At 71.3% G+C, this 22,348-nt stretch carries 13 protein-coding genes; 5 read left to right on the forward strand and 8 right to left on the reverse strand.

Translation table 11 applies throughout. From position 1 onward, the window contains the following. Nucleotides 1-148: 148 nt before the first annotated feature. Nucleotides 149-2,503: an AbfB domain-containing protein gene (locus ACIBD9_RS26480; protein ID WP_396721741.1), complete on the reverse strand. Its 2,355-nt coding sequence runs from the start codon at nucleotides 2,501-2,503 to the stop codon at nucleotides 149-151. Nucleotides 2,504-2,760: 257 nt separating this feature from the next. On the opposite strand from ACIBD9_RS26480, the gene ACIBD9_RS26485 reads away from it, so the two are divergent. From ACIBD9_RS26485 to pdxY, 3 genes are all read left to right on the forward strand, one after another. Beyond that, nucleotides 2,761-3,777 (forward strand): LacI family DNA-binding transcriptional regulator, encoded by a 1,017-nt coding sequence (locus tag ACIBD9_RS26485; protein WP_396721743.1) that lies wholly within the window; start codon nucleotides 2,761-2,763, stop codon nucleotides 3,775-3,777. 164 nt (nucleotides 3,778-3,941) lie between these two features. Beyond that, a complete protein-coding gene (locus ACIBD9_RS26490; protein WP_396721745.1) occupies nucleotides 3,942-4,736 on the forward strand; it encodes a S1 family peptidase in 795 nt (264 codons plus the stop codon). 165 nt (nucleotides 4,737-4,901) lie between these two features. Next, nucleotides 4,902-5,753: a pyridoxal kinase PdxY gene (pdxY, locus tag ACIBD9_RS26495; protein ID WP_396721746.1), complete on the forward strand. Its 852-nt coding sequence runs from the start codon at nucleotides 4,902-4,904 to the stop codon at nucleotides 5,751-5,753. 51 nt (nucleotides 5,754-5,804) lie between these two features. Here pdxY and ACIBD9_RS26500 read toward each other — a convergent pair whose 3' ends face one another. The 7 genes from ACIBD9_RS26500 to ACIBD9_RS26530 form a co-directional block, all read right to left on the reverse strand. Further along, complete coding sequence (locus tag ACIBD9_RS26500) at nucleotides 5,805-6,137, reverse strand: putative quinol monooxygenase (protein WP_396721748.1); 333 nt, start codon at nucleotides 6,135-6,137, stop codon at nucleotides 5,805-5,807. Between the two features lie 9 nt (nucleotides 6,138-6,146). After that, complete coding sequence (locus ACIBD9_RS26505) at nucleotides 6,147-9,395, reverse strand: ATP-binding protein (RefSeq protein WP_396721749.1); 3,249 nt, start codon at nucleotides 9,393-9,395, stop codon at nucleotides 6,147-6,149. Then, complete coding sequence (locus tag ACIBD9_RS26510; RefSeq protein WP_396721750.1) at nucleotides 9,392-10,105, reverse strand: hypothetical protein; 714 nt, start codon at nucleotides 10,103-10,105, stop codon at nucleotides 9,392-9,394. Before ACIBD9_RS26510 ends, ACIBD9_RS26505 begins: the two co-directional genes overlap by 4 nt. Continuing rightward, nucleotides 10,102-11,205, reverse strand: coding sequence for an endonuclease domain-containing protein (locus ACIBD9_RS26515; RefSeq protein ID WP_396721752.1), 1,104 nt, complete (start codon nucleotides 11,203-11,205; stop codon nucleotides 10,102-10,104). Before ACIBD9_RS26515 ends, ACIBD9_RS26510 begins: the two co-directional genes overlap by 4 nt. Nucleotides 11,206-11,269: 64 nt before the next feature. Beyond that, the gene (locus ACIBD9_RS26520) at nucleotides 11,270-12,688 is read right to left on the reverse strand and encodes a PQQ-binding-like beta-propeller repeat protein (RefSeq protein WP_396721753.1); all 1,419 of its coding nucleotides are present in this window, start codon (nucleotides 12,686-12,688) and stop codon (nucleotides 11,270-11,272) included. Between the two features lie 63 nt (nucleotides 12,689-12,751). Further along, on the reverse strand, nucleotides 12,752-13,711 hold the full coding sequence (locus ACIBD9_RS26525; protein ID WP_396721754.1) for an acetamidase/formamidase family protein: 960 nt from the start codon (nucleotides 13,709-13,711) through the stop codon (nucleotides 12,752-12,754). A gap of 90 nt (nucleotides 13,712-13,801) precedes the next feature. Then, nucleotides 13,802-14,821, reverse strand: a complete 1,020-nt coding sequence (locus ACIBD9_RS26530) for a polysaccharide deacetylase family protein (RefSeq protein ID WP_396721756.1) — start codon at nucleotides 14,819-14,821, stop codon at nucleotides 13,802-13,804. A 430-nt stretch (nucleotides 14,822-15,251) separates the two neighbouring features. On the opposite strand from ACIBD9_RS26530, the gene ACIBD9_RS26535 reads away from it, so the two are divergent. Both ACIBD9_RS26535 and ACIBD9_RS26540 read left to right on the forward strand, forming a co-directional pair. Continuing rightward, nucleotides 15,252-16,331 carry a glycoside hydrolase family 19 protein gene (locus ACIBD9_RS26535; protein ID WP_387174721.1) on the forward strand — a complete coding sequence of 360 codons (1,080 nt, stop codon included), beginning with the start codon at nucleotides 15,252-15,254 and terminating at the stop codon, nucleotides 16,329-16,331. A 276-nt stretch (nucleotides 16,332-16,607) separates the two neighbouring features. Then, entirely contained in the window at nucleotides 16,608-22,223 is a 5,616-nt protein-coding gene (locus ACIBD9_RS26540; protein ID WP_396721758.1) for a GH92 family glycosyl hydrolase, read from the forward strand. Nucleotides 22,224-22,348: the final 125 nt, after the last annotated feature.

Consider the following 22,348-nt stretch of genomic DNA (forward strand, 5'->3'; position numbering starts at 1 on the left):
GTGTCGGAAGGAGCCACGCCGGCGGGAGGAGCCACGCTGAGGGAGGGAGCCGACCCGCGACGACCTTCACGCGTCGCGGGGGGTCCCGGCCCGCGCCGGAACCCCCCGCGCGTCGTCGCGTCGTGACGACCCGGTCAGCGCGCGGCGGTCACGGCGCCCACGGTGCCGCGATGCCCCAGGTGCTGTCGGCGGTCCACGACGTCGGCGTGTTGTACGCGTCGCCGCCGGTGCCGTTGCTGAGCCAGACCTCCGCGTTGTAGTGCCGCAGGTACTTGCCGCGGAAGTTGTACGACTCCAGCGACACGCCGGTGCCGGTCAGCCCGGTGCGGGCGCACCAGGTGGCGTCGGCGCGCAGTAGCGCGGAGCCGTCGTCCGGTGAGTTGCGGACCCGGGAGTTCTGGTGGCGCAGGTACTGTCCGGGGAAGTTGACCGACTCGAACGAGTAGCAACCGGTGCCGGCCAGGCCGGGCCGGATGGTGTAAGTGGCGTCGGCCTTGAGCAGGCTGGAGCTCGCGGCGTCGACCACCTCCGTGTAGGCCAGGCTGTCCTGGTGGCGTAGGTAGCGGTTGGTGAAGCCGGGCGTGGTCACCTGCAACGACCGGCGGGTGTTGACCGGCAGGGCGACCGGCGCCGAACTGCCGATGGTCTTCGAGGCGTTGATCAGGGCGGTGTTGGCTGCCCGCACCCGCGCCTGGTCCATCTTGACCACCTGCCGGTCGTAGGTGAGGAAACCGTTCAGCTCACCCTCCAGGTCGGTGATCTCGGTGTAGATCGAGGCGCTGAGCCCCTTGCCGATCATCAGGTTCTGGGTGCCCTGCACCAGCCCCACGTACCTGTCGGTGAGGGCGCTCGAACTGGACTGCCACTCGTACGCGAAGAAGCTGCCGCTCGGGCTGTACTCGTGGCCTGGCGTGTGCAGGCCCAGGCCGCCGAACTCACCGAGCACCGCGATCCGGGTGCTCGATGGCACCGGGGAGTCCGGTCCGAGGTAGACGTGCCAGTCGTCGATGTCGCCGTTGCCGGGGTTGCCGAGGGACTGGCAGCAGTTGTGGCCGCTGTGCGGGTTGACCAGACGGGTCGGGTCCTGGTTCTTGATGTTCTGCGCGACCCGCCGGGTGTCGGCGAGGGACCGCTCGCCCCAGCCCTCGTTGTAGGGCGTGTACGCGATCACCGCGGGTGAGCTGCGGTGTTCGTCGACGATCTCGCGCGCCTCGGCCTCGAACTGCGCCTGCTGGGCGTCGGTGGGGTCGACGTCCTGCGCGGTCAGCGAGGGGATGTCCTGCCAGACGAGCAGGCCGAGCCGGTCGGCGTGGTAGAACCAGCGCTGCGGCTCCACCTTGATGTGCTTGCGCACCATGTTGAAGCCCAGGTCCTTGTGTTTCTGCAGGTCGAAGGCGAGGGCGGCGTCGGTCGGCGCGGTGTAGAGCCCGTCCGGCCAGAAGCCCTGGTCGAGGGTGCCGACCTGGAACACGAACTGGCCGTTGAGCTTGGGGCGCAGCACCCCGTTGACCAGGCCGGTGGTGATCTCCCGCATGCCGAAGTAGTGGGTGGTCCGGTCCACTGGGGCGCCTGCGGCGTTGCGCAGGGTCACCCGGAGGTTGTAGAGGAACGGGTCGTCGGGTGACCAGCGACGGGCGTTGGGCACGGGCACGCTGAAGTCGGTGAAGCCGCCGGTGGCCGAGCCGACCACGGTGGTGCCGTTCAGCGCCTCGGCGAGCACGCTGTGGCCGCTCACGTCGCCCCGGGTGAAGACCCGGACCCGCAGGGTGTTGTTGCTCAGGTTCGGGTAGACGTCCACGCTGCTGATCGAGGCGGCGGGCACCGGCTCCATCCACACCGTCTGCCAGATGCCGGAACTCGGGGTGTAGAAGATCCCGCTGGGTGTCTTGGTCTGCTTGCCGATGGCGGGCAGGCTGCCGTTCTGCCGGGTGTCGGTGGGATCCCAGACCTTGACGACGATCTCGTTCGTCCCGGCGGTGAGCTGCGGGGTCACGTCGAAGGTGAAGGCGTCGTAGCCGCCGGTGTGCGCGCCGACCCGGACACCGTTGACCCAGACGGTGCTCTGCCAGTCGACGGCGCCGAAGTGCAGCAGGGTCCGCCGACCGGACCAGTTCGCCGGGATGGTGACGGTGCGTCGGTAGAACAGGTAGTTGCGGTTGTCGTTGGCGGCCCGCTGGATGCCGGACAGGGCGCTCTCCACCGGGAAGGGCACGTTGACCCGCTCGGGCAGGTTGGTGCCGAACTGCGGGGCGTCGTCGGTCGTCGACTGGCGTAGCTGCCACTCGCCGTTGAGGTTGAGCCAGTCCGGCCGCGTCATCTGCGGTCGCGGGTACTCCGGCAGTGGTGTGCCGGCCAGGGCCTGGCTGGTCCAGGGGGTGGTCAGCGGCGGCGTCTTGGGAGGTGCGGCGTTCGCCGGTGAGGCTGGCGCGGCGAGAAAGCCGGCGACCAGGGCGATGGCGAGCAGCAGTGGCAGGGCGGGGCGGATGGGGACGTGACGTGTCATGCCGTCTCCGGGGGGAGGAGTCGCCGCGGGCGGTGCAGCCAGGCCCGAAGCGCGTGGGTGGTGGGCATCGGGTGGTCATTGACGGGGGACGGGCGTCAGCGACGGATGTCGGTGGGATCTCCACACGCCGACGGTGACCGGCATATTGACATCCATCATCACCTGTATAACGTTATAGAGCCGTGCGGGGCGTCCCGTCAATGCTTGTTCGTCAATGCCCTGTCGGCCCGCCGGTCGAATTCGGGAGGGGTTGGTGGATGGGCGTCAACCTGAAGGACATCGCCCAGCGCGCCGGTGTCTCGCTGGCCACGGTCTCCAACGTGGTGAACGGGTACCGGCCGGTGGGGGAGCGGACCCGACAACGGGTGCAGCAGGCGATCGACGAACTCGGCTACAGCCCCAACCTCGGCGCCCGGCACCTCCGCCGGGGCCGTGCCGGCCTGATCGCCCTGGCCGTCCCGGAACTGACCAACCCCTACTTCGCCGAACTCGCCGAGATCGCCATCGCCGAGGCCGCCGCGCTCGGCTACACGCTCGTGATGGAGAACACCGCCGCCGATCGGGGGGCGGAGCTGGCGCTCCTCGACGGCTCCCGGCAGCGCATCATCGACGGCCTGATCCTCAGTCCGGTGCGCATCGGCCGGGAGGACGTGCTGGCCCGACCGGCCGGCAGCCCACTCGTGCTGATCGGCGAGGGCGTCTACGACGTACCGCACGACCACATCGCCATCGACAACGTGGCCGCCAGCCACGCGGCGATCCGGCATCTCGTGGCGATCGGCCGTCGCCGGATAGCGTTCATCGGCGCCACCCCGGGCGGTGACCGGCAGTCGGCCCACCTGCGGGTCCGGGGTTACCGGGAGGCGCTGGCGGCCGCCGGCCTGCCGTACCGACCGCGGTTGGTCGCCCGCACCGACGCGTTCGGTCGACTCGACGGCATGCGGGCCATGCGTGACCTGCTCGCCCTCGGTGACCCGCCGGACGCGGTGTTCGCTTACAACGACCTGGTCGCCATCGGCGCGCTGCGGGCGCTGGCCGAGGCCGGTCACCGGGTGCCCGAGGACGTCGCGGTGGTCGGGATCGACGACATCGAGGAGGGGCGGTTCAGTGCCCCGACCCTCACCACGATCGCGCCGGACAAGAGGGAGATCGGCCGTCTCGCGGTACGCCGCCTCGTCGCTCGCATCGAGGGCACGGAGGTCGCGGGGCCGCTGACCGTGCAGACACCGTTCCGGCTCCTGCGCCGGGAGAGCACCGGTACGCCGGCCGCCTGACAGCCGGTCGGCCGCACGCCCCGCACCGCACCGCACGAGATCCATAACGTCGGTGGTACGACCCAGAGAGGATGACCCGCTAGATCCATAAACCTCAATATGATGACCGCTATCTCGATCTGCGGTGCGCTCACGAGGCGTGCCATCCCGATGCGGAGGAATGCATGGTTCGCTGGCGTACCCTCACTGGCCTGCTGGCCACCGCGTTGGCCGCGGTGACCGCGGCCAGCCTCACCCTCACCGCGCCGGCCGCCGCGGCCGACAGCCCCGTGACGCCGAACGTCGTCGGCGGCACCCGCGCCGCTCAGGGCGAGTTCCCGTTCATGGTGCGTCTCTCCATGGGCTGCGGCGGGGCGCTGTACAGCCCTCGGCTGGTGCTCACGGCGGCACACTGCGTGGGCGGGACCGGCACCAACACCAGCATCACCGCGACGCTCGGGACGGTCGACCTCCAGTCGTCCAGCCGGATCACCGTCCGGTCCAACTACGTCTACCGTGCTCCCGGCTACAACGGCGCCGGCCGGGACTGGGCGCTGATCCGGTTGGCCAGCCCCGTCACCGGGCTGAGCACGCTGCCGATCGCCAGCACGACCGCGTACGACAGCGGCACCTTCACCGTTGCCGGTTGGGGCGCAGCGCGCGAGGGCGGCGGCCAGCAGCGGTACCTGCTCAAGGCGACCGTGCCGTTCGTCAGCGACTCCACCTGCAACGCCAACTACGGCGGGGACCTCATCCCCGCCGAGGAGATCTGCGCCGGCTACGCCAGCGGCGGCACCGACACCTGCCAGGGTGACTCGGGTGGCCCGATGTTCCGCCGCGACGCCGGCAACGCCTGGATCCAGGTCGGCATCGTCAGCTGGGGCAACGGCTGTGCCCGGCCCAACTACCCGGGTGTCTACACCCAGGTGAGCTACTTCGCCTCGTCCATCGCCTCGGCCGCGGCGAGCCTCGGCGGCTGACCGTACGACCGCTCGGGCGGCCCGGACGACACGGTCCGGGCCGCCCGTTCGTGCCGTCCTGTCGGGTATTCGGCGAGTGGGCCACCCGACAGGAGGCGAGTGGGCCACCCGACAGAAATGGCGGGCCGCCCGTGCGGCGCCGGCCGCAGCGGCGATGATGGGCCGGTGAAGATCCTGTCCATCCAGTCGTCGGTCGCCTACGGTCACGTCGGCAACTCGGCGGCGGTTTTTCCTCTGCAACGACTCGGGCACGAGGTCTGGCCGGTCCTGACGGTGCACTTCTCCAACCACACCGGGTACGGCGCGTGGCGGGGGCCCCTGCTCCCGGCGGCGGACGTGGCGGAGGTGATCGCGGGCATCGAGGACCGCGGGGTCCTCGGCAGCGCCGACGCGGTGCTCTCCGGCTACCAGGGCGACCCGGCCATGGGCGCGGTGATCCTGGACGCGGTGGCGAGGGTGAAGGCGACCAACCCGGCCGCCGTGTACTGCTGCGACCCGGTGATGGGCGACGCCGGTCGGGGCATGTTCGTCCGGCCGGGAATTCCGGAGTACCTACGGGACACCGTCGTGCCCCGTGCGGACATCATCACGCCGAACCACTTCGAGCTGGACTTCCTCGCCGGCCGTACGACGAACTCGCTGGCCGAGGTGCTCGACGCGGTCGACGTGGTGCGCGCGACCGGGCCACGGCACGTCCTGGTGACCAGCGTGCTCCACGGTGACCTGCCTCCGGACTCGCTGGAGGTGGTGGCGGTCTCCGACGAGGGCGCCTGGGCGGTGACCACGCCGCTGCTGCCGATCAACCCGAACGGTGGGGGCGACGTCACCGCGGCGCTGTACCTCGCGCACCTGTGGACGACCGGCTCACCCGCGACCGCGCTGGAACGCACCATCGCCTCCGTCTACGCCGTGCTCGAGGCCACTCTCGCGGCGGGCACCCGGGAGATCCAGCTGATCGCGGCGCAGGACGTGATCGCCGACCCGCCGGCCCGTTTCACCGCCCGCCGGCTGCGCTGACGGCGGGGTCGCGGACCGGCCGCACTGACGAGGGTCGCGGACCGGTGGCGGTCAGCGGCCCTCGGGTACGGCCATCTCGCCGAGCAGCGACCAGTCCTCCCGCGGCACGGTGGCATTCACGATGCGCGGCGTCTCGGCCAGGTGCGGCGGCAGGGTCTCCTGGGCCGTGCGGAAATGCGCGGACTGGACGTGGGCCGCGCCGGCCTGGTCGTCGCGGAACGCCTCGACCAGCACGTACTCGGTCGGGTCGTCCAGACTGCGGGACCAGTCGAACCACAGGCAGCCCGGCTCTGCCCGGGTCGCCTCGGTGAACTCGGCGGCGATCTGCGGCCACCGGTCGGCGTGCTCGGCCAGGACCCGGAACTTGGCGGTAATGAAGATCATGGCCCCAGGCTACCCAGCCGGACGGGCCCGGGCGACGACCTCCTCGGGGGTCAACGGCGCCTTCGGGTGGTGCGTCAGGCACAGCGGGGTGCGGACCTTGACGAACGAGAACCCCTCCCCGGCGGCGTAGAACTCGCCGCTGTTGAGCAGGCCGATGTCCGGCAGCCGCCCGCCCTTGGCCTCGGCGAGTTGCCGGGCCGCGTCGATCTGCGCCGGCGCGTTGAGCAGCCCGAAGAACTGCGTCGTCGCGTTGCCGGAGATCTGGTTGTGCAGACCCTTGGGCGCCTGGGTGGCGAAGACCAGCCCGAGCCCGTACTTGCGGGCCTGCGAGGCCAGCGCGATCGAGCTGGCGGTGCAGGCCGTGGTGCCGGTCGAGGGCGCGAGCGTCTGCGCCTCGTCCATCACGAACAGCCCACCCAGCGGTCGGTCACCGGCGGGGTGCCGCTTGATCCACGCGAAGAGCGCCATCTGCAACTGGTTGACGAAGCTCTGCCGCTCCTGGTCGGAGGTGAGGCCGACGAAGCTGATCACCGACACCCGGGCCCGCCGCCCCGCCGACGGCGTGAGCAACAGCCCCGGGTCGGCCGGCGCGCCCACCCCGCCGAAGAGCGGATCGGTGACCATCGCGGCCTTGAGCGCCTCGGCCAACTCCTCGGCGAGCTTCCCGGCGCGGGCCAGCCGACTGACCCCCTCGGGCAGGTCGGTGAGGAACTCGGTGAAGCCGGGCAGGCCCACCATCCCGCTGCGCGCGTACGCCTGCAGGGCCTCGGTGAGGACGGCCTTGCCCTGCTGGGCGAGCCTGCTCGACCGGTCGACGCCGGCCCGTGGCGCGAGCGCCTCCACGGCGGAGCGGACGGCCTGGTCGAACTCGTCGGGCCAGTCCCGCAGGGAGGTGAAGTCGGGTAGCGGCTGGAAACTCAGCGGCCGACCGGCGGTGACCCGGGGCGTCCACACCACCACCTCGGTGTGCGCGAGGTAGTCGGCGGCTCGTTCGGCGTCGCCGGGGCCCCAGCCGCTCGGTGGGTCGGGCCATGCGTCGCCGAGCCGGGCCAGGTCGTTGTTGGGGTCGAGCACGATCGCGGAGACGCCCTCGCGGGCGCACTCCTCGACCAGTCGGCGGATGAGCACGGTCTTGCCCGAGCCGGACCCGGCGAACACGACGGCGTGGCGGCGCAACGACTCCAGGGGCACCGTGAACGGGTGACCGCCGTCGACGGTCCGTCCCAGTCCGACGGCCCGGCCGCCGGCGTCGACCACGAGGTCGGCCGGGTCAGCGGGGACGGGCCCGGTGGTCGAACCGGTCGACGCGCCAGCGGGGACGTCGGCGACCGGCACGCTCGTCGGGTCGGAATCGGGGCCGCCCGACGGTGGCTCGTCGTCGTCGGGCGCCGGCGGCGGGGCACCGCCGGGCGTCCCGTCGGGGCCGGGCAGGACCGCGCGGAACAGCTCGGTGCCGCTGGCCGGACGGCGGGCCACCAGCCACTCCTGCAGGGCCGTGGACGGCTCGGCCGCCATCACCCGTAGCGCCGCGAAGACCCGCAGGTCCGCCTCCGGCACGGCGCGCCGCAGGCCGCCGGCCGCGTCGAAGCCGGCCAACACCTCGGTCGTACGCTTCCCGGTCGGCCACGGACCGTTGCGCAGCAGGATCAGCCGCCGTTGCGGCAGGTCCCGGTCCAACCCGGCGAGGGTGCAGGCGGCCTTGACCCGGGCGGTGACGGCGATGGCGTTCGGGTGCGCGATCGCCCGGAAGCACCAGTGCGCCTCGTTCTCGGTGGCCTCGTCGAGCACCTCGATGAGCCGCCCGTGCAGCGCGGGCTTGCGTCCGGGCGGCGGATCGTACTTGTAGGTGGCGCCGGTCGGCGCCTGCTCGGCGATCCAGGCGGCCAGGCCGGCGGCGAGCAGCGGCGGCAGGTGCTCGTCCTCCCCGGCCGGGTCGACGGCGGCGGACACGTCCGCGGCCTCGACCAACTCGGCGAACCGTGCGTCCAACTCGTGCAGGCGGCGTTCGTCAGTCGTCGGGTCGGCGGAGGCGCCACGGACGGTGCGCACCGTCGGCGTCGAGTCGGCGCCGTCGATGAGCCGGTCCAGCTCGACCACCTCGTCGCGGTCACGGCACCAGGCGATGTGGCGGTCCACCCGGCGGAGCAGGGCGCGCGGGGTCAGAGTGGGTGCGTCGGTGAAGGCCGCGGGGGCGATCGGCCAGGTGGGGTGCGGTGGCACGAAGCGCGGACCCGCGAACGCGGCGGCGAGGCGCTTCGCCACGATCGCCTGCCCGATCTCCGGGGTGGGGATCCGGTCCGGCAGGGTCGACGTACGGAAGCGGTCGGCGACCGGGGTGGGCGCGGTGCGGGTCATCAGCACCCAGGTGTCCGGCAGGCACGAGACCACGACCAGCGTACGGCGGGTGATGTCGCGGAGTTTGAGCAGGCCGTCGGCGATCGGGCCGAGCACCTTGGCCTGGCCGTCCTCCAGCCCCTGATGCTGGTTGAGCAGTGAGGTGCTGGTCTGGGCGAACAGCGTGTCGAGCTGGTCCACGGCGATGACCGTGGGGTCCAGGGTCAGAGCCATCAGCCGGGAGATGTCCTGCACGACCTGCTGCGGGGTGCGGACCGCCGCGCTCAACCCCCACGCCGCCCGCGCGGCCGGGTCACCCGGTTCGGAGATCAGGTGGGCGTAGCCGACGTCCTGTGCCTCGAAGTCGATGGCGCCGTGCAGGACGAGCGCCCTAGCGGTGTCCTGTGCGTCCCGTCCGACCTCCCGATCGCGCTCGCGTAGCGCCCAGATGAAGGTGTCGAGCTGCGCACGGGTCACCGGTCGGGCGCCGGCGACCGCGTCGCGGACCTCCACCGGCAGGCCGAGCTGGGGGGTGAGCCGCCGCAGGAAGGTCTTCAACTGGGTGCCCCAGCCGACGTGGGGGCGGCCCAGTCCCTCCACCAGGGCCAGTGCCACGCTCTCCCAGAACGTCTTGCCACTGACCATGTCGACCAGGAAGAAGTAGCCGCCGTCGCGCTGGATCCGTTCGCGGACCGCCCCGAGCAGGTGCGTCTTGCCGGCGCCCGCGCGGCCCTGCATGGCGACGCCGAGCGGCATGCTGGTGTCGTCGGTGCGGGCCCGTGCCACCCCGCGCAGGATCTCCGCAGCCACCTTCTCGTGCAGCTCCGGCACGTTGTGCGGGCTGGGCCGCCAGACGTCGTCCGGGGTGACCGCAGGGTTGAGGCTCACCGCTTCCAGCGCGGCCCGCTGGTCGTCCGAGATCATGCCGGGCCGATCGCCAGGGCGTGGTTGTCCTCGTTCCCGATGCGGACGGCCGCGGCCCGGTCCCGTGCGGTCAGTGACTTGGTATTCGCCACCGGGATGATGCGGACGTCCTCTCGGCCGACCATCGTTCGCAACGCCGCGTCGAGGGCGGCCCGGTCGGTGTCGGCGAGCCGGTCCCGGACGTCGGCGAGGCCGACCCAGGCGCCTGGCGCGTTGGCTAGATCCCGGTACGCGGAACGAACCAGCGCCTCCACCTCCGCCGCGGACACCGGCGCCGCCGCTGTGGGTGCCGCCGCCGTCGCTGCCGGTGCTTGCTGCTGCGGCTCGCTGGCCGCCGGGGCGGTTGCCCCGGTCTGCTTGAAGAAATCGCCGTGGCTGACCCGGAGCCGGTCCAGCGAACGGTGCAGGTTGGACAGGACGACGAACAGCGACCGGGTCGTCGAGCCGCCCTGCTTCGGCGGCGCGACGGTGTGCAGCTGACGTGCCACCCGCCAGCCCTCCTCGGTCAGCTCGTGGGCGAACGGCCGGTGCGTCCGGTCGGTGTCCACCAGGCCCAGGTCGACGAGCTTCTTGTTGTCCTGGCCGGTCAGCGTGAAACCGGCCAGCTCCTTCAGCTCGACGTTGGTGAGTCGGCGCGCCTCGACCATCAGCACCACGAGGGCGTTGATCTGGTTCGGCGTCAGGTGCGGGACGTCCGCCGGGCTCGTCATGATGTCTCATCTCCATGGGATTGCGTGCCGTCCGCGCGTCGCCGGGCCAGCAGCCGACGGATCCCGTCGACTACCGCCGGCACGTCGGTGAGCACCTGCTCATTGGTGAAGCGGAGCACGTCCAGCCCGAGGAGTTGCAGCTGCACGTCTCTCCGCCGATCGTTGGCGAAAGCGATTCGCCCACGATGCTCCGGGCCGTCCACCTCGACCGCAAGACCCTCCACGGGCCAAAACAGATCCAGTCGGTACGCCGCGCCCAGGACGTGCCACTCGTAGGTCTGGTTCCACCGCCGGCCACGCGCCCAGTCGTGCGGCGCGAGCGCGCGTTCCAACGCCTGCTCGGCGGCGCTGTCACCGCGAGGCACGCCCGCGAGCGGCGGCCAGGCCAGCACCGTCGACTCCGGCTCGACGGCGGTGGCCGGAATCCGTTCGATCGTGCTGACCAACTCGGCGAATCGCGCCGGCACCGGCATGGACACCGACCGCACCCGGTCGACGTGGCGCAGGGGCCCGCCGGCCAACCACACCGTGAAGTCGCCGTGCCGCACCAGCCACTCGGCGGCGGCCACCAGCGTCCGCTCGGCGTTCGCATCCAGGTCGGGCAGGGCCACGACGAGTAGGCAGCTCTCCCGGTCGTACGCCTCGGCGATCACCCGGGCGAGCCCGGCGGCGCGTACCCCCGGGGCGAAGCGGGACCGGCCGGCGGGGTGGCGCGGACCGCGCAGCCCACGTTCGGCGAGGTCGGCCAGGAACGGGCCGAAGTGTCGGGAGCGGGCGGCGGCACGGGCCGCGAGGGCGCGCACCGCCGCCACGCCGAGCGTGCCCTCACCGTCGAAACGGTCGGCCCCCGTCAGCCAGCGGGGGAACATCGCGAGGGCCGCGGTGTCGAGGTGGCCGAGCAAAGTGTCCACGAGGTCGCCGAGGGGACCCGTCACCGTGGGCCGGTAGTGCACGATCGCAGGCGCTGACGGTGGCAACGGGTCGAGTGCCACCCGCAGCAGCTCCGGGTCGATGCTCGGCAGGTGACTCACCCGTCGCGGCGGCGGGGCGGCCCACCAGGCCCTGTTGGCGTCGCCGATGGCCCGGACGGGGTGCGCCATGCCGGCACCCTACGACACGGCGTGTGCGACCGGGGCCCCTCGGTGACGCAGGTGCACTCGCCGCTCAGCGCAGCCGGCGGATGTCGCCGTACGCGCGGTAGTAACCACCGCGGCTGGACTCGCGCACCTCGGTCACCAGGTAGCGGGCGCCGGGCTCGCGAATCCCCTTTGGGAACTGCACCGACCAGTCCCGCCGGTAGCCGTCCGAGAGCACCTGCACCCGCAACCGCCCCCGGTCGTCCAGGCACTGCACGACCACGCCCGCGCCCGAATCGCTTGTCACTTCGACGATCGTCGGTTGCACCGGCTGAGGCGCCTGACGGGGGGCCTTGATGTCGCGGACCTGGGGCACGTCCCCGGCCTGCGCCGCGCGGATCGCCGGCTCGCTCGCGTCGATGCAGGCCAGGTGGCCGCCGGTGGTGACGACGTAGAGCCGGTCGTCGTGGTACTGCATGGAGTACGCCGAGCCACAGCCGGTGCCGAGCTTCCACAGCCGGGTGCCCGCCGCGTCGAAGCAGTAGATCGAGGACTGGCTGTCGCCGGCGAAGACGTACCGGCCGCCCTCGGCGGTCGCGCAGGAGAAGACCGGGGCGTCGCAGCGGTAGGTGCGTTCGAGTCGACCCGACTTGGACAGTCGGACCACCTCGCGGGTGCCCGTCCCGGCGAACACACTGCCCTGCTCCTGCCACCCGAAGAGCACCGAGCCGGTGCGGGTGTGCCACAGTTCCCCGCCGGTACGCCACTCGTAGCCGGTCACGCCCTGCGAGTGGCCGTGATAGATGGCGTCGTCGTCGCACCGCACCATCCAGGCCGAACGCCCCCGCCCCGGGCGACGCCACAGGAACTCGTCCTCATGGTCGACGGCGGTGATCCCACCGTCGGCGTCGGAGACGCCGAGGACGCCGTCGTGGATGTCCAGCCAGTAGATGTCGATCTCCGGGGCGATCGCGTACGCCACCCGGGGCACCTTTCCGGACAGGTCGTAGACGTTGCCGTCGTCGCAGCCGGCGTAGATCCAGGCGTCGTCGGCGACGATGCACTTCACGCCGTCGGGAAGGCGGACCTGGCTGCGCACCTGGGCGTCGTGGTCGAGCGTCGTTATGACGCCGTGCTCGTTGCCGACCATGCAGTGCTGGCCGTCGACGAAGATGCCGAAGGCGGGGGCGCCGGAGTCGTAGCGCCAGAGGACCGGGGCGGTGTGGGCGGTGGAGCGGGTGCTCACGATCTGCCGCCGCGACACGGTGCGCTTCTGGCGGACGCCGGGGACCGCCGGCGCGTAGCCCTTGCGGACCTTCTCTCCGATCTTCTTCGCCGCGGCGGCCCGGGCCCGGGCGTTGTCTGGATAGGCGCTCGCCTTGACCTGCCCCTGGTCACCGATCCGGCCGTAGCGCACCGTCAGTGTGGCGTTGTCGACGATGACCTCGTAGAACTTGTGCGCACCGTCCACTTCGGACAGTTCGAGGTAGGTCGTCTCCTGGGACATGGGGGGCCTCCGAGGGGTCAGCGAGCGGCGCGATCCGGCCGGCGCGGCGACAGTGACCACACGTTATCGAGGCCCCCCGACAGAACCGGGGTCCGGCCAGCGCAGCGCGTCGTCGCGGAGCACCGCGTGCGCACCGACGCTCTGGTTGACGATCTGCGTCACCCGCACGTCGACCGCGATGCTGGCCAGCGCCACCGCGTCCGCGCGGCTGAGGCCGTGCAGCCGCTGCATCAGGGTCAGCATCGAGTCCAGGGCGGTGAACGTGGCGTCGTCGAGGGAGGCACCGACGCCCAGGGTCAGCCAGGCGTCGGGGGTACGGGCCACCGGGCCGGTGACCGGAAAGTCGTCGCGTACGTCGAAGGTCAACGTGACCTCGTCCATCGGACACTCGATCGCGGTGCCGCCGACCTCGCCGTCACCCTGTGCGGCGTGTCCGTCTCCGACGGAGAACAGCGCGCCGTCCACCGGGATCGGCAGCAGGAGGGTGCTGCCGGCAGTGAGGTCCCGGCAGTCCAGGTTGCCGCCCCAGGGGCGCGGTGGGATCGTCGAGTGCTGTCCCGGCTCCGCGGGTGGCATGCCGAGCACTCCCATGAAGGGCCGCAGCGCGACAGTGTGGCCATGCTGGTTGCGGCCGGTCATCGTCACCGGGTCCAGCGTCCAGGCGTGCACCACCGGTTGGTCCTGCACGCCGTAGCGCTGGTTGAACCCGCTCGGCCAGCCGCCGGCCACTGTGGTTCCCCAGCGGCCGGGGACGACCGCGTCGACGCGTACCGCGAGGGTCTGGCCGGCGCGTGCACCGCGGACCGCGACCGGACCTATCAGCGCGTGTCCGTGGTCGGGCCGGTGCTGCGCCACCCGGGGCCGGTCCCGGTTCGGCCCGCCGGGGTACGGGCCGGCGGACCACCAGCAGTCCAGGGTGCGGTAGGTGACGGTGTCACCGGGGTCGATGGTGAGCACCGGCGGGAAGTCGGGGGAGAAGTGGCCGTGCAGGCTGTCGTCTCCGGGTGTGAGGGTGTGTCGCATCAGTGCAGGCTAGTGGCCACGCGTGGCCGGCAGGCAGGTGCGCGGTGGGTGCCGGGCGCACCCACCGCGCACGACTCGACCTGGGCGAGGTCAACCCGAGGTGCAGGAGCGGATCTGTGGGCGGGCGCTGCTGTTGCCGTTGGTCATCGTGGTGAAGCCGAAGGTGTTGCCGCTGCCGTTGGAGCGCATGGTCATGACGGTGCCGCTGCTGTCCCAGGTGGCGGTGCCGTTCCAGATGGTGGTGACCCGTTGCGGTGCGGTGATGGCCACGACCACCGTCCACGTGCTGGCGCCGCTGACCGTCACCGACGTGTTGTACCGGTCGCCCCAGACGTTGGGGGTCGTGGCGGTCGCGGTGCAGGTGCCGCCGGAGGGCGGCGGGCTGTCCGGCGGCGGGGTCGTGCCGTCGGGCGCGACCGCGCGGCCGGTGGAGGCCGAGATCATGCCGGGGCACAGGTTGCGGCTGGTCAGGTTTGCCATGATCTGGGGGATGGCGTCGCGGGTGTTCTGGATCCCGTCGTGCATCAGGATGACCTGACCGGCTTGGAGGCGGCTCGCGTTGGCCACGATCTGGCTGACGCTGGCGCCGTTCCAGTCCTGGGAGTCGACGTCCCAGATCACCTGGCGCATGCCCAGTGACGACGCGACGGACTGCAGGGTGGCGTTGGTCTCGCCGTAGGGCGGCCGGAAGAGTACCGGTCGGCTGCCGGTCGCCGACTGGATCGCCGAGCTGGTCTGGGACAGGTCCGACTGCATCTGCGCCTGGCTCATCGAGGTCATGTGGGCGTGGTTCCAGCTGTGGTTGGCGACCCACATTCCGGCAGCCACCTGGGCCTGCGCCGCCGACCGGTTGTTCTGGACGTTCTGCCCGACGTTGAACATCGTGGCCCGTACGCCGTTGGCGCGCAGCACGTTCAGCAGCGCGCTGGTGCTGTTGGTCGGACCGTCGTCGAAGGTGAGGCCGACGTAGCCGTTGCAAGCGGCGGCGCTCGACGGGGTCGAGGTGGCCGCCAGGACGACGCCGCACATGGCGACGGCGGTGGCGAGGACGGCGAGCGCCGCGCGCAACCGCCTGGACCACAGGGCCGTGCGGGGGAAGAGCCTGCTCATCTGGTGCCCCTTCGCGCAGGCCCGGACGCGCCCTGGTGGGTGGGCAGCACAGTCCGGACAGGTGTGGATGAGTGGGTAGGTGGAGCCGAAACCGCAACGAAGCCGATCGCATCGACGTCAATGGATCGGAGTATTACAGCGAGAATTCCAACGCGTCAACAACTTCCGGAACATCCTCGGAACAATGAAGGGAGCTGTCCGGGCTTTGGCCAGGCGCAGGGGCCCGCCCACGGGTCTCGATCATGCTCGTCGACGCGTACGAACTCGACATGATCCGGAAAGCCGCCGGAATTATCGACCACCCGTCGCCAGACCGATCGTCGCGCCGGCCACGGGTAATAGTAAAGATTGTGAACAGAAGATGTTACAGTCACTTCGGTCGATATCCGCTCGGATTTCGGCCAGTCAGGTCCCAGAAAGGAGTGATCACATGACGAGACTGCGCGCGCTGGTCGCGCTGGCGGTACTGGTCGTCGCCGGTGGACTGGTTGCGGTCATCCCGGCCACGGCCGCCTCGGCGGCTGCCTGCTCAGCATCGTGGCAGGCCTCGGCCGTCTACTGGGGAGACGCCCAGGTCTCCCACAACGGCCGCAACTACCGGGCGAAGTGGTGGACCCAGAACGAGGCGCCACCGGGCACGACCGGCGTCTGGGAGGACCTCGGCGCGTGCGGCGGAGGCACCACGCCGCCCACCGGCGGGACCTGCAGCTACCCGAACTGGACCGCCGGGACGTGGTACGCCACCGGGGCGATCGTGCGGTACACCAACGGTCTCTACTACATCGCCGAGCACGACAATCCCGGGTACGACCCCGTCGTCAGCACCTGGTACTGGGAGCCCTACACCTGTGGCGGTCAGCCACCGACCAGCCCGCCGCCCACCAACCCGGGCGGCTTCGTGGTCACCGAGGCCCAGTTCAACCAGATGTTCCCGGGTCGCAACTCGTTCTACACGTACTCCGGCCTCGTCGCCGCGCTCAGCGCCTACCCGGCGTTCGCGCGCACCGGCAGCGCCACCGTCCAGCGCCAGGAGGCCGCCGCCTTCCTGGCGAACGTGTACCACGAGACCGGCGGGCTCGTGCACATCGTCGAGCAGAACACCGCGAACTACCCGCACTACTGCGACCCCGGCCAGCCCTACGGATGTCCGGCCGGGCAGGCCGCCTACTACGGGCGGGGGCCGATCCAGCTCAGTTGGAACTTCAACTACAACGCCGCGGGTAACGCCCTCAACCTGCCCCTGCTGACCAACCCGTGGCTGGTGCAGACCGACGCCGCGGTGGCCTGGAAGACCGGTATCTGGTACTGGATGACCCAGAACGGGCCGGGCACCATGACCGCCCACAATGCGATGGTCAACGGGGCCGGGTTCGGCGAGACGATCCGCAGCATCAACGGCTCGATCGAGTGCAACGGCGGGAACCCCGCCCAGGTGCAGAGCCGCGTCACCAGGTACCAGCAGTTCGTCGGCATCCTCGGCGTGTCCGCCGGAGCCAACCTCTCCTGCTGATCCGTGCCCGGGCCTCGGCGTCCGTCCCCGGACGTACGTCGAGGCCCGGCACCTCGGTCGCCGGGTCCCGGGTGGGGCGGCGGCCGTTTTCGGCGCGATCAACCCGTTGACAGGGCCGTGGTGCGCCCGGAACTATCAGCGACAGTCCACCGCCCCGGCTCTCGTTGTTCACGACCTCTTATGACAACGATGTCAGGGCCTGACCCACCACCCGCTCCACCTTGCCCAGACCTTCGACGTACTCGACCCGGTTCGAGGCGAAAGGCTCCGTCCCTCATGTCGCACACCCCCCTTGCGCGTCCCCTCTCACCCCGCCTGATCGCGGCGACGACAGCCGTCCTGCTACCGCTGGGCCTGCTCGTCGCCGCGCCGCTGGCGAGCGCCGCCCCCACCGCCGCGACGCCCGGCAACTTCACCTCCTCGTTCGAGCCCGCCGACCCGCAGCCCGCCACCAGCACCGTGGAGGTCGGCGCGAACGGAAAGCCGGTCCAGGCCAACCTGAGCGGCAAGGTCGCCACGCTGCCCGGCAGCCTGCTCGGCCAGGTCAGCGCCGTGACCGCGAGCGACGAGAACCAGCCGCGAGAAATCGCCGCCAACCTCAAGGACGACGACCCGTCCACCAAGTGGCTCGTGTTCGCGTCGACCGGCTGGGTGACCTACCAGCTCGCCAAGCCGGCGACGGTGGTGCGCTACTCGCTGACCGCGGCCAACGACGCACCGACCCGGGACCCGAAGGACTTCGTCGTCCAGGGGTCGAACGACGGCAGCACCTGGACCGACCTGGACAAGCGCGCCGGCGAGAAGTTCAGCGGGCGCTTCGCCACCAAGACGTACAGCTTCGCCAACGCCAACGCCTACGGCTTCTACCGGCTCAACGTCACCGCGAACTCCGGTGACTCACTCGTGCAGCTCGCCGACTGGAACATCAGCGACGGCTCGGACGTCCGCCCGCCGGCCACCCCCATGGTCAGCGAGGCGACCGCCGGCCCGAACGGCGGCTACACCACGAAGCCGGACGTCGGGTTCACCGGACTGGCCGCGCTGCGCTACGCCGGCGGCGCCGAGGGCAACGGCCGGTCGTACGCGACCAACAAGCTGTTCGACGTCACCATCCCGGTCGGGCCGCAGACCCGACTGTCGTACAAGATCTTCCCCGAGTTCACCAACGGGGACGGCCGGTACCCGTCCACCTACGCCGCCGTCGACCTGCACTTCACCGACGGCAGCTACCTGAGTGGTCGCTCGCCGGCCGACCAGCACGGCTACCCGCTCACGGGTGCCGGTCAGGGCGCCTCGAAGGTGCTCTTCGCCGACCAGTGGAACCTGGTGCAGGCCGACCTCGGCACCGTGGCGCGCGGCAAGACGATCGACCGGATCCTGCTGGCGTACGACAACCCGCAGGCCACCGGGGAGACCCGGTTCCAGGGTTGGCTCGACGACATCGAGCTGACGGCCACGCCGGCGTCGATCGACGGCTCGAAGCTGACCAACTACGTCGACACCCGCCGGGGCACCAACTCGACTGGCGGTTTCTCGCGCGGCAACAACCTGCCGATCACCGCCGTGCCGAACGGGTTCAACTTCTTCACCCCGGTGACCGACGCGACCTCCGACTCGTGGGAGTACCAGTACCACCGGATCAACAACGAGGCCAACCTGCCGATGCTCCAGGGCCTCGCGATCTCCCACGAGCCGAGCCCCTGGATGGGCGACCGTAACCAGATGTCGGTCATGCCGGTCGCCGGTGGTGGGCCGCTCACCGGTCAGCCCGCCAGTCGTGCGCTCGCCTTCAGCCACGACGACGAGACGGCACAGCCGGACCTCTACCGGGTCACGCTCCAAAACGGCCTGGTCGCGGAGATGTCGCCGACCGACCACGCCGGGATCATGCGGTTCACCTTCCCCACCGGGCAGGCGACCGGAAGCCTCGTCTTCCACAACGGCACGTTCACCATCGGCACGGACGGCACGTTCACCGGCTGGGTGGACAACGGAAGCGGCCTGTCGGCAGGTCGTAGCCGGATGTTCGTCTCCGGCGCCTTCGACCGGGCGCCGACGACGTCCGCCGCGACCTCGGCCACCTTCGACACCTCCGCGTCGCGGGAGGTGACGATGCGTCTCGCGACGTCGTTCCTCTCCGTCGACCAGGCGCGCCGGAACCTCGACCTGGAGGTCACCGGCAAGAGCTTCGACCAGATCCACGCCGCCGCGACGGCCGCGTGGAAGGACCGGCTCGGACGGGTCGAGGTGCGGGGCGCCAGCGAGTCGCAGCTGGTCACCATGTACTCGAACCTGTACCGGCTGAACCTCTACCCGAACTCGCAGTCGGAGAACACCGGCACCGCCGCCGCGCCGCGCTGGCAGTACGCGAGCCCGGTCTCGGCGCCGACCGGCGCGTCGACCCCCACCACGACCGGCGCGAAGGTCGTCGACGGGCAGATCTACGTCAACAACGGTTTCTGGGACACCTACCGCACCGTGTGGCCCGCCTACGCGCTGCTGTACCCGGACGTCGCCGCCAAGATCTCCGACGGGTTCGTCCAGCACTACCGCGACGGCGGCTGGATCGCCCGCTGGTCGTCTCCCGGCTACGCCGACCTGATGACCGGCACCAGCGCGAACGTGGCTCTGGCCCAGGCGTACCTCACCGGGGTCGAGCTGCCCGACCCGCTCGCGGCGTACGACGCGGCCGTCAAGGACGCGACCGTCGCGTCCGGGCGCAGCGCGGTCGGACGCAAGGGCATCGAGAGCTCCCTGTTCCTCGGCTACACGCCGACGTCCACGGGGGAGTCGGTGTCCTGGGCGCTGGAGGGCTACATCAACGACTTCGGCATCGGCAACATGGGTGCGGCGCTCGCCAAGGACCCGGCCACGCCGAAGTCGGAGCGCGCCCGGCTCAAGGAGGAGTCGCGCTACTTCCTGGAGCGGGCCCGCAACTACGTCCACCTCTTCGACCCGAAGACGAAGCTCTTCCAGGGTCGCGACGCCGCCGGCAACTTCCTCGCCGGTGACCCGCTGGACTGGGGTGGCGTCTACACCGAGACCAACGGGTGGAACTTCGCGTTCACCGCCCAGCAGGACGGCCAGGGCCTGGTCAACCTGTACGGCGGGCAGAAGGCGCTGCGGGACAGGCTCGACGCGTTCTTCGCCACCCCGGAGAACGCCGACCGCCCCGGTGGGTACGGCGGCGTCATCCACGAGATGCTCGAAGCGCGCGCGGTGCGGATGGGTCAGCTCGGCATGAGCAACCAGCCGTCGCACCACATCCCGTACATGTACAACGTGGCCGGCGCGCCGGCCAAGACCCAGGAGAAGGTACGGGAGATCCTGCGCCGCCTCTACGTCGGCAGTGAGATCGGCCAGGGCTACCTGGGCGACGAGGACAACGGCGAGATGTCGTCCTGGTACATCCTCAGCTCGCTGGGCATCTACCCGTTGCAGGCCGGGTCGTCCGAGTGGGCGATCGGCTCGCCGCAGTTCACCAGGATGACCGTGCACCGCAGCAGCGGCGACATCGTCGTCAACGCGCCGAACAACAGCGCGGCCAACGTCTACGTGCAGGACGTCAAGGTCAACGGTAAGAAGCAGCGCGGCCTGTCGCTGGACGTGGCGACGCTCGCCAAGGGCGGCACCATCGACTTCCAGATGGGCTCCAAGCCGTCGTCGTGGGGCAGCGGCAAGAACGACGCGCCGCCGTCGCTGACCAAGGGTGACGAGGCGCCGAAGCCGTTGCAGGACGTCACCGGCCCCGGTCTCGGCACCGCGACCGCGACCGGCGGTCAGGACGCGTCGAAGCTGTTCGACGACTCGTCGACCACGCAGCTGACCTTCACCTCGGCGACCCCGCAGGTCACCTGGGCCTTCCGGGGTGGCAAGCAGAAGCCGAGGTACTACACCGTCACGTCCGGGGCCGGTGCGGGCGATCCGGCGGACTGGCGCCTGCAGGGCTCCAACGACGGTCTCACCTGGACTACAGTGGACTCGCGCACCGGCCAGGTGTTCCCGTGGCGCAACCAGACCCGCCCGTACTCGATCGACAAGCCGGGACGGTTCGCGCAGTTCCGCCTCGCCGTCACGAAGACCGTCGGCGCCGCGCAGACGAACCTCGCCGAGGTCGAGCTGCTCGCCGGGGGTGACCTCGACCTCGGGGGCGGCGACATCGCGGTCACCGCCGCGGAGGGCGTGCACGCGACCAACGGCGTACCCGTCTCGGTGCCGCTGGCCACCGTCACCGGCGGTGACGCCGGCGGCTACCAGGCCACCATCGACTGGGGTGACGGCACGCCGGTCACCGCGGGCACGGTGACCCTGAGTTCGCGGGCCGTCTACCGCATCGGTGGGTCGCACACCTACGCCACGCCCGGCTACCACCAGGCGAACGTCACGGTGACCGATGGCGAGAGCCAGAGTTCCGCGACGGTCGGCGTCGAGGTGGCGTACGCCCCGACCTCCGGTCTCACCGCCGCGTTCGACAGCGTCTGCGTCGGTGACGAAGGGGCCCTCGCGGCGGACTGTGACGCCAAGTCGTGGGCGTACTCGCGGGCCGCCCTGGCGGCGGGCGGTGCGACCCAGGGTCAGCCCCAGCAGGTTCCCGGAACCGCGTTGCGGTTCACCCTGCCGGCGATCCCGGCCGGGCAGCCGGACAACGCCACCGGCAACGGGTCGACGGTCGTCCTCGACCTTCCGAAGGACGCGAAGAGCATCTCGTTCGTCGGCGCCGGAACGCAGGGCAACCAGAGCACCACCGGCACGGCGACGTTCAGCGACGGCAGCACGGCCAGCATTCCGATCCAGTTGAGCGACTGGACGCTGGGCGGCAACGCCAACGGCACCCCGTCCTACGGCAACATCATCGTCGCCCGGACGGCGTACCGGCTGCAGGGCACCAGCCGCGACGGCGCCCAGCCGTTCCTGTTCGCCACCGCGCCGTACCAGATTCCGGCGGGCAAGACGCTGGTGTCGGTGACCCTGCCGACGCAGACCGGTGACCCTCGCTCGGCGGGCCGCATCCACGTGTTCGCCGTGGCCACCGACGGCACACCTGCCCCGGCGCTGGCGACCGTCGCCCCGAAGGACCAGACGGCCACCGCCGGGCAGGCCCTCGCGGCGAACCTCGGTGCGGTGACCGGCGGTGTTCCCGGTACGACGGGCTACCGTGCCCGCGTCCAGTGGGGTGACGGCACGGTTCCGAACGACGTGACGATCGGCGCGTCCGGCGCGATGAGTGGCCAGCACACCTACCCGCAGGAGGGCACCTACACGGTGCGTGTCACCGCGTGGGACAGCCTGTCGAGCAGCACCGAGTCCTTCACCGTGACGGTGGCTCGGGGCGGATCACAGCCGGCGATCGCGCTGTCCGCGTCCGGCACCGTCACCACCGGTGGCGCGATCACCGTCGACGGCAGCGGCTTCGCCGCCGGCGAGCAGGTGACCGTCAGCGTCGGCACCGACCCGGGCCGCACCGTGAAGGTCGCGGCCTCCGCGACCGGAAAGGTCCGCGCCTCGGTGCCGACCTCGGATGCGGCGCAACCCGGCCGGTACGCCGTCACCGCGACGGGCGCGTCCTCGCGTACGCCGGCCACGGCCACCGTCCAGGTGAAGGAAGAGCCGGAAGCGCGGATGTACCAGCCGCGGGTGGCGCTGCTGACCACCTCGGGGCCGCGCGGCACGTCGATCGTGGTCGACGGCTCCGGGTTCGCTCCGAACGAGGCGGTCACGATCGCCTTCGGGGCCGGGCTCGCGGTCAGCACCCTGCGCGCGAACGGTGACGGAGTCATCTCCGGCGCAACGGTGAGCGTTCCGGGCGCGGCGAAGGCGGGCGCGTCCAGCGTCTCGCTGACCGGCGCCACGTCGGCGACGAAGGTGTCCCGACCGTTCAGCGTCACCGGCTAGCACCGAGCCGGGGACAGCGCAGCCGCGGGGGGGGGGGGGGGGGGCACCCCCCCCCCCCCCCCCCCCCCCACAGAAACCCCCCCCCCCGCGCCCCCCCCCCGCGCCCCCCCCCCCCCGCCGGCCCC

Source organism: Micromonospora sp. NPDC050784 (genome assembly GCF_044456765.1).
Taxonomy (GTDB): Bacteria; Actinomycetota; Actinomycetes; order Mycobacteriales; family Micromonosporaceae; genus Micromonospora; species Micromonospora foliorum.